This window comes from Duganella margarita (assembly GCF_009857535.1).
In the GTDB taxonomy this organism is placed as follows: Bacteria; Pseudomonadota; Gammaproteobacteria; order Burkholderiales; family Burkholderiaceae_D; genus Rugamonas; species Rugamonas margarita.
Genome location: NZ_WWCS01000020.1, coordinates 1 through 13,607 on the forward strand (window position 1 = coordinate 1; position 13,607 = coordinate 13,607).

The 13,607-nt window shown below is 64.9% G+C and carries 10 protein-coding genes; 8 read left to right on the plus strand and 2 right to left on the minus strand.

Annotated elements, in window-relative coordinates; translation table 11 throughout:
- Positions 1-130 precede the first annotated feature (130 nt).
- Positions 131-1,537: a DEAD/DEAH box helicase gene (locus GTP55_RS23690; RefSeq protein WP_161047277.1), complete on the minus strand. Its 1,407-nt coding sequence runs from the start codon at positions 1,535-1,537 to the stop codon at positions 131-133.
- A 202-nt stretch (positions 1,538-1,739) separates the two neighbouring features.
- A complete protein-coding gene (locus GTP55_RS23695; protein ID WP_161047350.1) occupies positions 1,740-2,522 on the minus strand; it encodes an inositol monophosphatase family protein in 783 nt (260 codons plus the stop codon).
- 165 nt (positions 2,523-2,687) lie between these two features.
- Between GTP55_RS23695 and GTP55_RS23700 the strand changes: the two genes are divergently transcribed.
- The 8 genes from GTP55_RS23700 to GTP55_RS23735 all read left to right on the plus strand — a co-directional run bounded on the left by GTP55_RS23700 (position 2,688) and on the right by GTP55_RS23735 (position 13,578).
- Positions 2,688-3,485, plus strand: coding sequence for an RNA methyltransferase (locus GTP55_RS23700; RefSeq protein ID WP_161047278.1), 798 nt, complete (start codon positions 2,688-2,690; stop codon positions 3,483-3,485).
- Entirely contained in the window at positions 3,482-3,928 is a 447-nt protein-coding gene (locus GTP55_RS23705; RefSeq protein ID WP_161047279.1) for an acyl-CoA thioesterase, read from the plus strand. Before GTP55_RS23700 ends, GTP55_RS23705 begins: the two co-directional genes overlap by 4 nt.
- 62 nt (positions 3,929-3,990) lie before the next feature.
- A complete protein-coding gene (locus GTP55_RS23710) occupies positions 3,991-4,518 on the plus strand; it encodes a twin-arginine translocation signal domain-containing protein (RefSeq protein ID WP_161047280.1) in 528 nt (175 codons plus the stop codon).
- Positions 4,515-6,134 carry a GMC family oxidoreductase gene (locus GTP55_RS23715; protein WP_161047281.1) on the plus strand — a complete coding sequence of 540 codons (1,620 nt, stop codon included), beginning with the start codon at positions 4,515-4,517 and terminating at the stop codon, positions 6,132-6,134. Before GTP55_RS23710 ends, GTP55_RS23715 begins: the two co-directional genes overlap by 4 nt.
- A gap of 18 nt (positions 6,135-6,152) precedes the next feature.
- On the plus strand, positions 6,153-7,109 hold the full coding sequence (locus GTP55_RS23720) for an esterase/lipase family protein (RefSeq protein ID WP_161047282.1): 957 nt from the start codon (positions 6,153-6,155) through the stop codon (positions 7,107-7,109).
- A 69-nt stretch (positions 7,110-7,178) separates the two neighbouring features.
- Positions 7,179-8,663, plus strand: coding sequence for a PAS domain-containing sensor histidine kinase (locus tag GTP55_RS23725; RefSeq protein WP_161047283.1), 1,485 nt, complete (start codon positions 7,179-7,181; stop codon positions 8,661-8,663).
- Between the two features lie 20 nt (positions 8,664-8,683).
- Positions 8,684-12,346, plus strand: coding sequence for an EAL domain-containing protein (locus GTP55_RS23730; protein WP_161047284.1), 3,663 nt, complete (start codon positions 8,684-8,686; stop codon positions 12,344-12,346).
- A gap of 2 nt (positions 12,347-12,348) precedes the next feature.
- Entirely contained in the window at positions 12,349-13,578 is a 1,230-nt protein-coding gene (locus GTP55_RS23735; protein ID WP_161047285.1) for a DUF1444 domain-containing protein, read from the plus strand.
- Positions 13,579-13,607 lie beyond the last annotated feature (29 nt).

The window sequence follows — 13,607 nt, forward strand, 5'->3', positions numbered from 1 at the left end:
GCCGTCATCGGCGCCGTCATGCATAAGCTGGCGCATTTCATTTACGGCGTCATCAAAACAAACAAGCCCTTTGACCCCAATTACCTGGCGAAAGGGCTTGCTATTCAAGACGGTATCTGACCCCGGAGTTTTAGCGGCCCCGGCCGCCGGAGCGGTGCTGGGCTGCGGAGCGCGGCGCGCCGGCATTGCCGCCGCCGTTGCCGCGCGGCGCGCCACCAGTACCACCGTTGCCGCCGCCAGCCGCACGCGGCTTGTTGCCGCCGCCGTTACCGCCACCATTGCCGGCGCCCGGCTTGCGCGCTGCGCCGCCTTGACCTTGACGGCCGCCGTTGCGGTGGCCTGGGTTGCCGCTGCGCAGCTGAATCGGCTGCGCGCGTGCGGTCGGGTCCGGCTCGAAGCCTGGAATCACTTCACGCGGCAAGGTCTGCTTGATCAGCTTTTCGATGTCTTTCAACATGTCGTTCTCATCCACGCACACCAGCGATACCGCTTCGCCCGTCGCGCCGGCGCGGCCGGTACGGCCGATCCGGTGCACATAGTCTTCCGGCACATTCGGCAGGTCGTAGTTGACCACGTGCGGCAGCTGGTCGATGTCGATCCCGCGCGCGGCGATGTCGGTGGCCACCAGCACTTGCAGCTTGCTGTCCTTGAACTCCGACAGCGCCTTGGTGCGCGCCGACTGGCTCTTGTTGCCGTGGATCGCCATGGCCTTGATGCCGTCCTTGTCCAGCTGTTCCACCAGCTTGTTGGCGCCATGCTTGGTGCGGGTGAACACCAGTACCTGGGTCCAGTTGTTGGACTTGATCAGGTGCGCCAGCATCGGGTGTTTCTTGTCGCGGTCCACCGGGTGGATTTTCTGCGCGATGATTTCCACCGTCGAATTGCGGCGCGCCACTTCGATCGTCGCCGGGTTGGTCAGCAGGCCGTTGGCCAGCGCCTTGATGTCGTCCGAGAAGGTGGCCGAGAACAGCAGGTTCTGGCGCTTGGCCGGCAGCTTGGCCAGCACTTTGCGGATGTCGCGGATGAAGCCCATGTCGAGCATGCGGTCGGCTTCGTCCAGCACCAGGATCTCGATCTTCGACAGGTCGACCGTGCCCTGGTCCATGTGGTCCAGCAGGCGGCCCGGGGTGGCGACCAGGATGTCGACCCCGTGTTTCAGTTGCTTGATCTGCGGGTTGATGCCGACGCCGCCAAAGATCACGGCGGAATTGAGCTTGGTGTACTTGCCGTAGATGCGCACGCTTTCCTCGACCTGGGCCGCCAGTTCGCGGGTCGGGGTCAGGATCAGGGCGCGGATCGCGCGGGGCGAGGTGTTGCTGGTCAGTTTGGCGCCGACCGGGTCAGTCGACAGGCGGTGCAGCAGCGGCAGGGTGAAGCCGGCCGTCTTGCCGGTGCCGGTTTGTGCGCCGGCCAGCAGGTCGCCGCCATTCAGCACGGCCGGGATGGCCTGCTGCTGGATCGGGGTCGGCGAGGTATAGCCAGTGTCGGCAACTGCGCGCATCAGCGCATCGGACAAACCGAGGGAGGAAAATGACATATTAACTTTTTGTTATGATCGACCTGTCGCCACGGTGGGCGTCAGTCGCAGGCAATCGGTTGTTCTTGAGCTTGCGGTACAGGACTGGGCGTAGGCCGCAGCTTTCAGTATAACAGCTAAGTGCGGCTTATGTTTCGCTAAGGAAAGACAAAGGGCGCCGTAGCGCCCTTAATTTGTAACAAATTGTCGAACTAACGTAAAGTTACGCGAACGGCGTCAGCAGACCAATCATCTGGCCGAACACTTTCGGGCTGCCGGCCACGATGTCGCCCTTGTACAGGTAGTCCGACTCGCCGTTGAATTCGGCGACGATGCCGCCCGCTTCGGTGACCAGCAGGGTGCCGGCTGCGATATCCCACGGTTTCAGGCCTTTTTCATAGAAGCCGTCCAGGCGGCCGCAGGCGACGTAGGCCAGGTCCAGCGCGGCGCTGCCGGCGCGGCGGATGCCCTGGCTGCGTTCGGCCATGATGCCGTACATTTCCAGGTATTCTTTCAGCGCTTTCGGGCTGCCGGTCTTGTAGCCGGTGGCCAGCAGGGCGTTGGCGATGCGGTCCAGCTTGCCCACGCGGATGCGTTTTTCGTTCAGGTAGGCGCCGGCGCCCTTGGTGGCGGTGAACAGGTCGTTGTGGACCGGGTCGTAGATCACGGCCTGCGTGATGATGCCGCGGTGCGACAGCGCGATCGAGATCGAGTACTGCGGGAAGCCGTGCAGGAAGTTGGTGGTGCCATCGATCGGGTCGATGATCCAGGTGTATTCTGCCTCGTCGTGCGCATTGGCGGAAGCGCCGCTTTCTTCGCCCAGGAAGGCGTGGTCAGGGTAGGCTTTGGACAGCACTTCGATGATGGCTTGCTCGGCAGCCTGGTCAACGTCGGTGACGTAGTCCTTGTGGTCCTTCTCGGTCACGATGACGCGGTCGAGGTCGAAGGAGGCGCGGTTGATGACGGCGGCGGCGCGACGAGCGGCCTTCACGGCCGTGTTAATCATTGGAGATTGCATGGACTATTCCGTAATAAAAATGCTAACGCCCACCGGAAGAATTTCAATCCGGCGGCACGACAGGAGACAAAATGACAAAGAGCGGGGCGGCTTCAACAAGGTAGAATTCTGCATGAATTCCTGTTTTGACACCGCGTAATTCCGCTATTTTAAATGAACCTGTCCCAAATCAACACGAATCTTTTCAAACACCTGCGATTTATTCTGGTCGAAACCAGCCGCGCCGGTAACATCGGGGCGGTCGCGCGCGCCATGAAAACCATGGGTTACAGCGACCTGGTGCTGGTGACGCCGCGCTTCGAGCATGCGCTGCAAGACCCGGAGGCAGTGGCGTTCGCCAGTGGTGCGCAGGATATCCTGGCCAATGCGCGGGTGGTCGGCAGCATCGCCGAGGCGCTGGAGGGGATTAATTTTGCGGCGGCGGTGTCGGCGCGGCTGCGCGAGTTTTCGCCGCCGGTGTTATCTCCGCGTCAACTGGCCGGCCAGCTGGTGGCGCAGCCTGAATTGCACGCGGCGCTGATCTTCGGCAATGAGCGCTTCGGCCTGCCGAACGAACTGGTGCAAAAGTGTAATGTCTTGATTAATATTCCCGCCAATCCCGAGTATTCGTCGCTGAACCTGTCGCAGGCGGCCCAGGTGCTGGCCTACGAATGCCGCATGGCGCTGCTGGAGTGTGCGGGCGTCACCCACACGCCGCGCTTGCCGGTGGCGGAGGCCAGCGAGGTCGGCTTCCACGGTGAGGCCGCCAGCGTCGAGCAGATCGAGGGCATGTACGCGCACCTGGAGCAGGCGCTGGTGGCGATCGGTTTTCTCGACGCCAGCAATCCGCGCAAGCTGATGCCGCGCCTGAAGCGGCTGTTCGCCCGCGCCCAGCTGGAGACGGAAGAGGTCAACATCCTGCGCGGCATCGCCCGCCACATGACCGGCCGTCATGACAAGGACAAGCAATGAACTGGGACCATCCGCAACCGTACACGCTGGCACTGACGCCGTCGGCCGCCGATATCGACGGGCTGGACCACACCAACAATGCCGTCTACGTGCAGTGGTGCGAAAAGGCCGGCTGGGCCCATTCGGAAGCGCTGGGCCTGAGCCTGGCCGACTACCGCCGGCTGGACCGGGCGATGGCGATCCGCCATGCCGAATACGATTACATCCTGCCCACCGCCGCTGGCGAAGCGCTGTTGCTGGGCACCTGGCTGTACAGCACCGACGGCAAGCTCAACATGGAACGCCGTTTCCAGCTATTGCGCGCCAGCGATGGCGCTACTGTGTTGCGCGGACGGTGGCAACTGGTGTGCATCGAGATCAGCAGCGGCCGCGCGCGGCGCATGCCGCCGGAATTCTGCGACGGCTACCTGCCGGCCGTGGTCGCCGATGGTGTGCCGGACTAGACGCCTTCCTCTAGTTTTGCCGGCTACACTAGCTGCAAAACCATAAAAAATGGACGGAGACAATGCAAGTATCCCGCAGATCTTTTTTGAAGATCGGCGTGGCCGGCGCGTGCACACTCGCAGCCGGCGGCGCCATCTATCGCCTGGTCAATCCGGCCAGTTCGCCGCACCGCTTTGCCCTGGACGGCCCCGCCCAGACGGTACTGGACGCGGTCATCCCGGCCATGCTGGGACCGGCGCTGCCGCAGGCGGCCGAAGCGCGCGCGATGGCCGTGCGTGCCGCCAGCCAGCGCGTGCGGGACGCCGTGCTTGGGTTGCCGCTGACGACGCAAAAAGAAGTGCAGGATCTGTTCGGCCTGCTGGCGCTGGGACCGGCGCGGCGCTTGCTGGCGGGCGTGGCGGGTGGCTGGGAGCAGGCCGATCCGCAGCTGGTGGCGGCCTTTCTGCGCAGCTGGCGCACGCACAGCCTGCAGACGCTGCAAGTCGGCTATCACGCGCTGCATGACCTGATCATGGGCGCCTGGTATGCCGATCCGTCCACCTGGGAAGCGATCGGCTATCCGGGTCCGATGAAGGAGTTGCTGGCATGAGCGTGATTCCCGATCCAATCGTCGCCGGCCTGGCCGCCGGCTGGCAGGTGACCGATGGCGCGCAACTGCAAGCCGACCAGACGCTCGAGGCCGACGTGGTGATCGTCGGCAGCGGCGCCGGCGGCGGCGTCACGGCCGAGATCCTGGCGCTGTCCGGCCTGAAAGTCATCATTGTTGAAGAAGGCGCGCTGAAGTCGTCGAAGGATTTCAAGATGCGCGAGGCCGAGGCGTACCCGACGCTGTACCAGGAGTCGGCCGCGCGCAAGACCAGGGACAAGGGCATCACGATCCTGCAGGGCCGCACGGTGGGCGGCAGCACCACCATCAACTGGACCAGCAGCTTCCGCACGCCGGACATCACGCTGCAGTACTGGAACCAGCATTTCGGCCTGAATGACTACACGCCGGCGACGCTGGCGCCGTGGTTCGGCATGATGGAAGAACGCCTGCACATCAGCGACTGGCCGACGCCGCCCAACGAGAACAACGACCTGCTGCGGCGCGGCGCCGCCAAGCTGAATATCCCGACCGGGCTGATACGCCGCAACGTCAACGGCTGCTGGAATCTCGGCTACTGCGGCATGGGCTGTCCGACCAATGCCAAGCAGTCGATGCTGGTGACCACCATCCCGTCCGCCTTGCAGCACGGCGCGCAGCTGTTGACGCGCATGCGCGCGGAGCAACTGGTGATCAAGAGCGACCGCGTGACCGAGCTGAGCTGTTTGGCCTTGGCGGCCGACGGTCTCAGTCCCACTGGCCGGCGCGTCACGCTGCGGGCCAGGCATTTCGTGCTGGCTGGCGGCGCCATCAATACGCCGGCCTTGCTGATGCGCTCGGCGGCGCCCGATCCGCATGGCCTGCTGGGCAAGCGCACTTTCCTGCATCCGACCGTGGTCTCGGCCGGCTTGTTTGAACAGCGTGTCGACGGTTACGCCGGCGCGCCGCAAACCGTTTATTCGGACCACTTCCTGCACACCGAGCGCATCGACGGTCCGGTCGGCTACAAGCTGGAAGCGCCGCCGCTGCATCCGCTGCTGTTCGCCACCACCATGCCTGGCTTTGGCACGCAGCATGCGGGCGTGATGCGGCAGTTCCCGCATGTGCACGCCTTGCTGGCGCTGCTGCGCGACGGCTTCCACCCCGACGTGCCAGGCGGCAGCGTGGCGCTGGTCAACGGCGCGCCGGTGCTGGATTATCCGATCAGCGATTTCCTGTGGGATGGCGCGCGGCGCGCGCTGCTGACCATGGCCGAGATCCAGTTCGCCGCCGGCGCGCAATCGGTCACGCCGGTGCACGAGCGCGGCGAGGCGTACCGCACCTGGGCCCAGGCGCAGGCCGGCATCAACGCGCTGCCGTTCAAGCTGTTGCAGACCAAGGTGGTGTCGGCGCATGTGATGGGCGGCTGTGGCATGTCGGACGATGCGCGGCTGGGCGTCACCAGTTCGCTCGGCCGCTATCACGGCCTGACGAATCTGTCAGTACACGATGGCTCGCTGTTCCCGACTTCGATCGGCGCCAATCCGCAGCTGTCGATCTACGGCATCGTGGCGCGCCTGGCCAGCGGGCTGGCGCAGCAGCTCACCGGCCAGCCGGCGCCTCGCCCCAAGGCTTCCTGAACGCGCTATCATGCAGTCATGATCAAACGACTGCTGATACTGCTGCTGGTGGTGCAGGTGGCCTGCATGGCGCTGCTGGCGACCGGCCTCTATGATTGGTGGCGCCCGGCGTGGGAGGCGCAACTGAGCGCGCCGGCGACGGCGCTGTTCTATCTGGCCTGCGGCCTGCTGGCGGTGCTGCTGGTGCGGCTGCTGATCTCGGCCAATAACTTCTATCTGAGCTGGCGCGCCGGCAGCGTCACGCCGCCCGATCATGCGCTGAACCTGCGCAGCGCCGCCAACCTGTTCTGGCATGAATTCCATTCCTCGATGCTGACCTCGTCGTACTACATGCTGCGGCCGGTCGGCATGCAGTTGCAGCCGCCGGATCAGCAGCAGGGCTTGCCGGTACTGCTGATCCACGGTTACGCCTGCAACAGCGGCTACTGGCTACCGATGAGCAAGCTGCTGAAGCAGGCGGGCATCAGCCATTACGGCGTCGACCTCGAACCGCCGGGGGCATCGATCGATGATTTCGTGCCGCAGGTGCAGGCGGCGGTGGCGCGCCTGCGGCGCGAGACTGGCAGTGCGCAAGTGATCATTCTGGCGCACAGCATGGGCGGGCTGGTGGCGCGCGCGTATTTGCGCGACTGCGTGCGCCGCCATGCCGATCCCGCAGTGGCCCGCGTGATCACGCTCGGCACGCCGCATCACGGCACCGCGCTGGCGTCGTTCGGACCGGGCAGCAACGCGGCGCAAATGCGCCGTGACAGTCCGTGGCTCGACGCGCTGGCCGCGTCTGAGGCAAATACGCAACGGATGTTGTTCAGTTCCATCTACTCTGTCCACGACAACATTATCGCGCCGCAGGACTCTAGCGACCTGCCGGGTGCGCGCAATCTGGTGTTCGGCGCCATAGGCCACGTGGCGCTGGGACGGCATCCGGACATCATGCGGTGCGCGTTACAGGAGATTACCGCCGCCGCCTCGGTGTGACTTTGTGTGATGTTCTTGCGCCCGCCTTGCTGTATGGTGGATCTGTGTACACGCAAGGAAGGCGAGGCGATGACGGTCGATTTCGGCGCATTGATTCTGAACCAGATTCCCGATGCCGTGGTGGTCACCACCACCGGCGGCGAGGTGGTGTGCTGGACCAATGGCGCACGGGCCGTGTTCGGCTATACCAGCGCCGAAGCGCTGGGGCGTCAGCTCGATGCGCTGATCGTGCCGCCGGCCCTGGTCGGGCAGGGCGCCAGCCTGTCGCAGCAAGCCCAGGCGGACGGCGTGACCAGCTACGAATCGGTGCGGCGCGCCAAGGACGGCACGCTGATCTATATCGACAGTTCGTGCAAGCTGGTGCGCGGCGTCGATGGCCAGCCCGACTATCTTTTGTGGAGCAAGAAAGACGTCACCCCGCTCAAGGTGCTGCGCGACGCCAAGCTGGTCGAGGCGCGCTACGACGGCATCCTCGAGTCGATGCCGGACGCCATCATCATGGCCAACGCGGCCGGCCGCATCGTGCTGGCCAACGGCCAGGCGGAGCGGCTGTTCGGCTATCCGCGCCACGCGCTGCGCGGCATGGTGCTGGAGACGCTGATGCCGCCGCGCTTCCGCGCCGCGCACATCGGCTACCGCGCCGGCTTTGCCGCCGAGCCGCTGGTGCGCGCCATGGGCAGCGGCCGCGACCTGTACGGCCTGCGCAGCGACGGTGTCGAATTCCCGGTCGAGATCAGCCTCAGCCCGATCAGTACTGAAGAGGGCACCCTGGTGATGAGCGCGATCCGCGACATCACGGAACGTAAACAAAGTGAAGTTGCGCTGCAAGAAAAGAATGTCGAACTAGCAAAAGCCATCGCCACCAAGGACCGCTTCCTGGCCGGCATGTCGCACGAATTGCGCACGCCGTTGAACGCGATCATCGGTTTTACAGGTACTATGCTGATGAAGTTGCCTGGCCCCATCAATGATGAGCAAGGCAAGCAGTTGCGCATGGTGCAAAGCAGTGCCCGCCATCTGCTGTCGCTGATCAATGACTTGCTGGATCTAACCCGCATCGACTCGGGCCGGGTCGAGCTGGACGTGGGGCCGCTGCGGTGCCGCGCGCTGATCGATGAGGTGTTGAGCTCGTTCAAGCCGCAGGCGCGCAGCAAGGGCCTGGCGCTGGAATTCGATCCGGCGCCCGACGACGTGACGGTGTCCAGCGACCGCCGGGCGGTGCAGCAGATCCTGATGAACCTGGTGCACAACGCCATCAAGTTCACCAACAGCGGCACGGTGCTGGTGCGGCTGGCCAAGTCGGTGGTGGGGCAGCGGCCGTGCGCCACCATCAGCGTCAGCGATACCGGCATCGGCATCGGCGATGAGCAGCGCGGCACCCTGTTCCAGGCCTTCTCGCAGTTGGACGGCAATGCGCTGCGCCAGTTCGAGGGCACCGGGCTGGGCCTGCATCTGAGCCGCAAGCTGGCGGCGCTGCTGCACGGTGAAATTTTATTTGACAGCGAATACGGCAAAGGCAGCGTGTTTACGCTGGCGCTGCCATTGCAAGAGTAACCAGGAAAGGGAGATCGAACGTGTCAGCACGGATTCTGATCATAGAGGACAACGCCACCAACATGGAGTTGATGGTGTATTTGCTGCGGGCGTTCGGTTACGAGCCGCTGTCGGCCAGCGATGGCGAGGCGGGCGTGGCGGCAGCCCGGCGCGAACGGCCCGACCTGATCATCTGCGATGTGCACTTGCCCAAGCTGGACGGTTACGGCGTGGTGGCGGCGCTCAAGGCCGACCCCGAGGTGCGGCATATTCCGGCGCTGGCCGTGACCGCGCTGGCGATGGTGGGCGACCGCGAAAAGCTGCTGCAGGCGGGCTTTGACGGCTACATCGGCAAACCGATCGAGCCGGACACCTTCGTGGCGCAGATCGAGTCTTTCTTGCAAGGGGTGGTGTCGTCCCCGGGGAATAAAAACGATACCGCCACGATCCTGATCGTGGACGATCACGTACTCAATCGTGAATTCCTGATGACGCTGCTGAGCTACGGCGGTCATCGGTTGCTGGAGGCCGCCAACGGCGCCGAAGGCCTGAAAATGGTGATGGCGGAAAAGCCGGACCTGGTCATCTCCGACATCCTGATGCCGAATATGGATGGCTACGAATTCGTCACCCGCATGCACGCGCACGCCGAGACCGCCGACGTGCCGGTGATTTTCTACACCGCCACCTACCGCGAGCGCGAGGCGATGGCGGTGGCGCAGTCGTGCGGCGTGCGCTGGGTGCTGCCCAAGCCCTCCGATCCGGAAGTGATCCTGGCGACGGTGCACGAGGCGCTCGGCATGGCCGACAACATCACGCCGTCCGCAGCGCGGCCGGGGAGCGCGCCGGAACCGCCGCCGGAAGGCCGGCTGCACGATATCGACCACCAGGTGGCCGAGTACCTGGACGAGCTGGAATCGAGCAGCCAGCTGATGAGCTTGATGGCGGCCGACAACACCGACTCGACGCCGGAAAACCTGAGCCACATGACGCAGCGGCTGTCGCAGTCGCTGTCCAGCCTGCAGGCGGTGAGCCTGCGCCTGACCGCGCTGATCGAACTTGGCATCGAGCTGGGCGCCGAGCGCGATCCGCAGGCGCTGGTCGACATCGGCTGCCGCGTGGCGCAAAACATCTGCGTGGCGAAATATGCCTGCATCGGCGTGCTGGAGCCGGGGTCCGCCGAACTGAGTTATTTCTCCAGCTGCGGCGCCGGCATGCCGACCCGCCAGATCGCGCAGACGCCGCGCGCCGGCGTGCTGCGCGGCCTGCTGGACCAGCGCCTGCCGTGCCGCATCAACGACCTCAACGGCGATCCCGCCACCATCGGCCTGCCGCCGACCCATCCGCCGGTGCACTCCTTTCTCGGCGTGCCGATCGCCTCCGGCGAGCGCACCCACGGCTGGCTGTACCTGGTCGACAAGCTGGGCGCCGACGGGTTTACCGAAGTCGACGAGCGGGTGGCCGCCACGGTGGCGGCGCAGGTCGCGGTGGCGTTCGAGAACTTGCTGCTGTACGACGAAATCAAGCGCCACCACGCGCAGCTGACGCTGGACATGAACGCCCGCATCCGGCTCGACGAAGATCTGCGCCGTTTCCGGCTGGCGATGGACGCCACCGCCGACGCCATTTTTCTGGTCGACCGCGCCGGCATGTGCTTTGTCGACGTCAACGCCACCGCCTGCCGCATGCTGGGTTTCGCGCGCGAGGACTTCCTCCAGGTCGGCCCGAATCGCGCGCTGGAAGGCGAGCTGCACAAGCTGGAAGAACTGTACGACAAGTTGCTGGCCGGCGACCAGAGCGGCGCCATGACCGAGCTGCTGTTGCAATGCAAGGATGGCGCGCCGCTGGCGGTGGAAGTGCAGCGCCGCACGCTGCGCTCGGGCAGCAGCTGGATCCTGGTGGCGGTGGCGCGCGACATCACCGAACGCAAGGAGGCCGAGCAGCGCCTGCTCAAGCTGGCCCACTTCGATACGCTGACCGGCTTGCCTAACCGCAGCCAGTTCTACGATTCGCTGGTGCATTCGGTGCGCCAGGCGGAAGAGCATAAATGGTCGCTGGCGGTGCTGTTCCTCGACGTCGACCGCTTCAAGAACGTCAACGACACGCTCGGTCACACCATCGGCGACGAGCTGTTGCGGCAGTTTTCGAGCCGCCTGGTTGATTGTTTGCGCGTGCGCGACACCATCGGCCGCTTCGGCGGCGACGAGTTCGCCGCTATCCTGATGCTGCCGGAAGGCGCGCAGAACGCCATCGCGGTGGTCGACAAGATCCGCGACTCGCTGCGCCGGCCGTTCGACCTGAAGGGGCACGAGGCCACCGTTACCGCCAGCATCGGCATCGCCGTCTATCCGGACGACAGCGTCGAGCCCGATACGCTGATCCAGTACGCCGACACCGCCATGTACCGCGCCAAGGAGGCGGGCCGCGACGCCTTCCGTTTCTTCACCGCCGAGATGAACGCGCAGTCGCTGGCGCGGCTGGAGCTGGAAAACGCGCTGCGGCGCGCCATCGACAACCAGGAATTCGTGCTGCATTTCCAGCCCAAGGTGCACATCAGCAGCGGCCGCATCAGCGGCGCCGAGGTGCTGATCCGCTGGCAGCGGCCAGGCCACGGCATGGTGTCGCCGGCGCTGTTCATCCCGCTGCTGGAGGAGACCGGGCTGATCGTGCGGGTCGGCAGCTGGGTGATCAACGAGGCCTGCCGCAAGATCGCCGCGTGGCAAAAGACCGGCGCCGGCGCGGTGCATTTGTCGGTCAACGTGTCGGGCATCCAGTTCTTTGTCGGCGGCCTGGAAGAAGAAGTGCTGAAGGCGATCCGCGAACACGATATCGCGCCCGATTTGCTGGAGCTGGAACTGACCGAAAGCTCGCTGATGTCCAACGCCGAGGAAACCATCAGCGTGCTGCAGAATCTGAAGGCGCTGGGGATCCAGATTTCGATCGATGACTTCGGCACCGGCTACTCGTCGCTGGCCTACCTGAAGCGCTTCCCGATCGACAAGCTGAAGATCGACATCGCCTTCGTGCGCGAAGTCACCAGCAATCCGGACGATGCGGCGATCGTGCTGGCCATCATCAACATGGCGCACAGCCTGAAGCTGAAAGTGATTGCCGAAGGGGTGGAGAAGGAGGCGCAGCTGGCCTATCTGCACCGCCACAACTGCGACGAGATGCAGGGCTATTACTTCAGCCGGCCGTTGCCGGAGCAGGAGTTCGAGGCCATGCTGCGCGAAGGCCGCCGCCTGCAGGCGCCGAGCGAAGCGCAGCTCGTCGACCAGCAGACCCTGCTGATCGTGGACGACGACGCCTTCATGCTGGACGTGCTGACCGATTTCCTGTCGCAGGACGGCTACCGCATCCTGACGGCGCAGACCGCCGCCGAGGGCTTCGACATCCTGGCGCGGCACCGGGTGCAGGTGATCCTGTGCGACCAGTGCATGCCGCTGATGAGCGGCACCGAGTTCATGGAGCGGGTCAAGAACCTGTGCCCGGACACCTTCCGCATCATGCTGTCGGCCTACGCCGACCTGACGCCGATCATGGCCGCCATCAACCATGGCGCGATCGACCGCTTCTACACCAAGCCGTGGAAAGGCGCGGTGCTGCGCGAGAATATCCGCGAAGGTTTCCGCCTGCATGCGCAGGCGCATGGGCCGCTGGCTGCCATCGGGTCACCGGCCGATACTGAAACGATCAAGGAGTAGCGTTGGGATTTTTAGATTTCTTCCGTTCCACCCCCACCCTCGAACAATTCGCGCAACGGGCCATGCAGGCTTTTGCCGAGGCGGGCAATCCCTCCCAACTGCGCTACGACGCCGATGAGTGCCGGCTGCTGGGCACCGGCGACGGCGCGCAAATCATCAACCTGGACAACGGCTACCGCGCCTATTGCGCCGCCCCGCGCAAGCAACGCGCGCAGGCGCTGGCGAATTTCGTCCAGGGCATGATGGCGCCGCCGCTGCCGGCCAGCTTCGCCGCAGCGCGCCCCAGCCTGCGGCCGGTGATACGCGGGCGCGGCACGCTGGAATATCTGCGGCTGATGCCGGCGACGCTGGCGGACGCTGCCGTCAAGCCGCTGATCGACGCCTATGCGCCGTTCAGCAGCGACAGCGTGATCATGCTGGCTTGCGACAGCGCGCACTCGATCCAGACGCTGACCGGCGCCACGCTGATCGAGTGGGGCGTCTCGTTCGACGAGGCGCTGGCGGTGGCCACCGATAATCTGCGCGACAGGACGGTGTCCAACTTCGCGCAGGTGGCGCCCGGCGTTTTCCTGGGCGGCTGGAACGATGCCTACGAAAGCTCGCGCCTGTTGTTTGCCGATCTGTTCTACCGCATGGAACTGGGCGGCGAGCCGGTGGTCATGGCGCCGTCGCGGCACAAGCTGCTGGTGGCGTCCGCCAACCAGCCGGCAGCGCTGCTCGGCATGCTGGCGCTGGCGCGCACGCTGGCCGAGGAGGAGGGGCGCCAGGTATCGGCGCTGATGTACCGCTTCGAGAACGGCAAGCCGGTCGAATACCAGCCCGGCGACGCGCAGGTGGCGCAACGGGCGGCCGAACTGAAAAAGCTGTTCCTGCTGGAGGATTACCAGTCGCAGAAGCACATGCTGGACAAGCTGAACGACAAAGCCAGTCTGGACCTGTTCGTCGCCAGCTACACGCTGGTGCAATCGGAGGCGACCGGCCGCCTCCACAGTTACGGCGTCTGGACCGATCAGGTCGACACGTTGCTGCCGGAAGTCGACAAGGTGGCGCTGGTGCGCTATCACGAGGAAAGCGGCGAGCCGGACATGCGGGTGGTCGATTGGGCCGAACTGCGCGCGCACATCAAGGAGTTGCATCACAGCGTGCCAGGCTACCCGGCGCGCTACCGGCTGCCAAGCTTTCCCAGTCGCGAACTGCTCGACCGGCTGGCCGTCACCGATCTGGTCAGCTGATTCCAAAGCTACCGTCAGGATCGAAACTT

Bases quoted from the DNA above. Each gene is read 5' to 3' on its own strand.
- GTP55_RS23690 (WP_161047277.1), bottom strand. From the start codon at position 1,537: ATGTCATTTTCCTCCCTCGGTTTGTCCGATGCGCTGATGCGCGCAGTT.
- GTP55_RS23695 (WP_161047350.1), bottom strand. From the start codon at position 2,522: ATGATTAACACGGCCGTGAAGGCCGCTCGTCGCGCCGCCGCCGTCATC.
- GTP55_RS23700 (WP_161047278.1), top strand. From the start codon at position 2,688: ATGAACCTGTCCCAAATCAACACGAATCTTTTCAAACACCTGCGATTT.
- GTP55_RS23705 (WP_161047279.1), top strand. From the start codon at position 3,482: ATGAACTGGGACCATCCGCAACCGTACACGCTGGCACTGACGCCGTCG.
- GTP55_RS23710 (WP_161047280.1), top strand. From the start codon at position 3,991: ATGCAAGTATCCCGCAGATCTTTTTTGAAGATCGGCGTGGCCGGCGCG.
- GTP55_RS23715 (WP_161047281.1), top strand. From the start codon at position 4,515: ATGAGCGTGATTCCCGATCCAATCGTCGCCGGCCTGGCCGCCGGCTGG.
- GTP55_RS23720 (WP_161047282.1), top strand. From the start codon at position 6,153: ATGATCAAACGACTGCTGATACTGCTGCTGGTGGTGCAGGTGGCCTGC.
- GTP55_RS23725 (WP_161047283.1), top strand. From the start codon at position 7,179: ATGACGGTCGATTTCGGCGCATTGATTCTGAACCAGATTCCCGATGCC.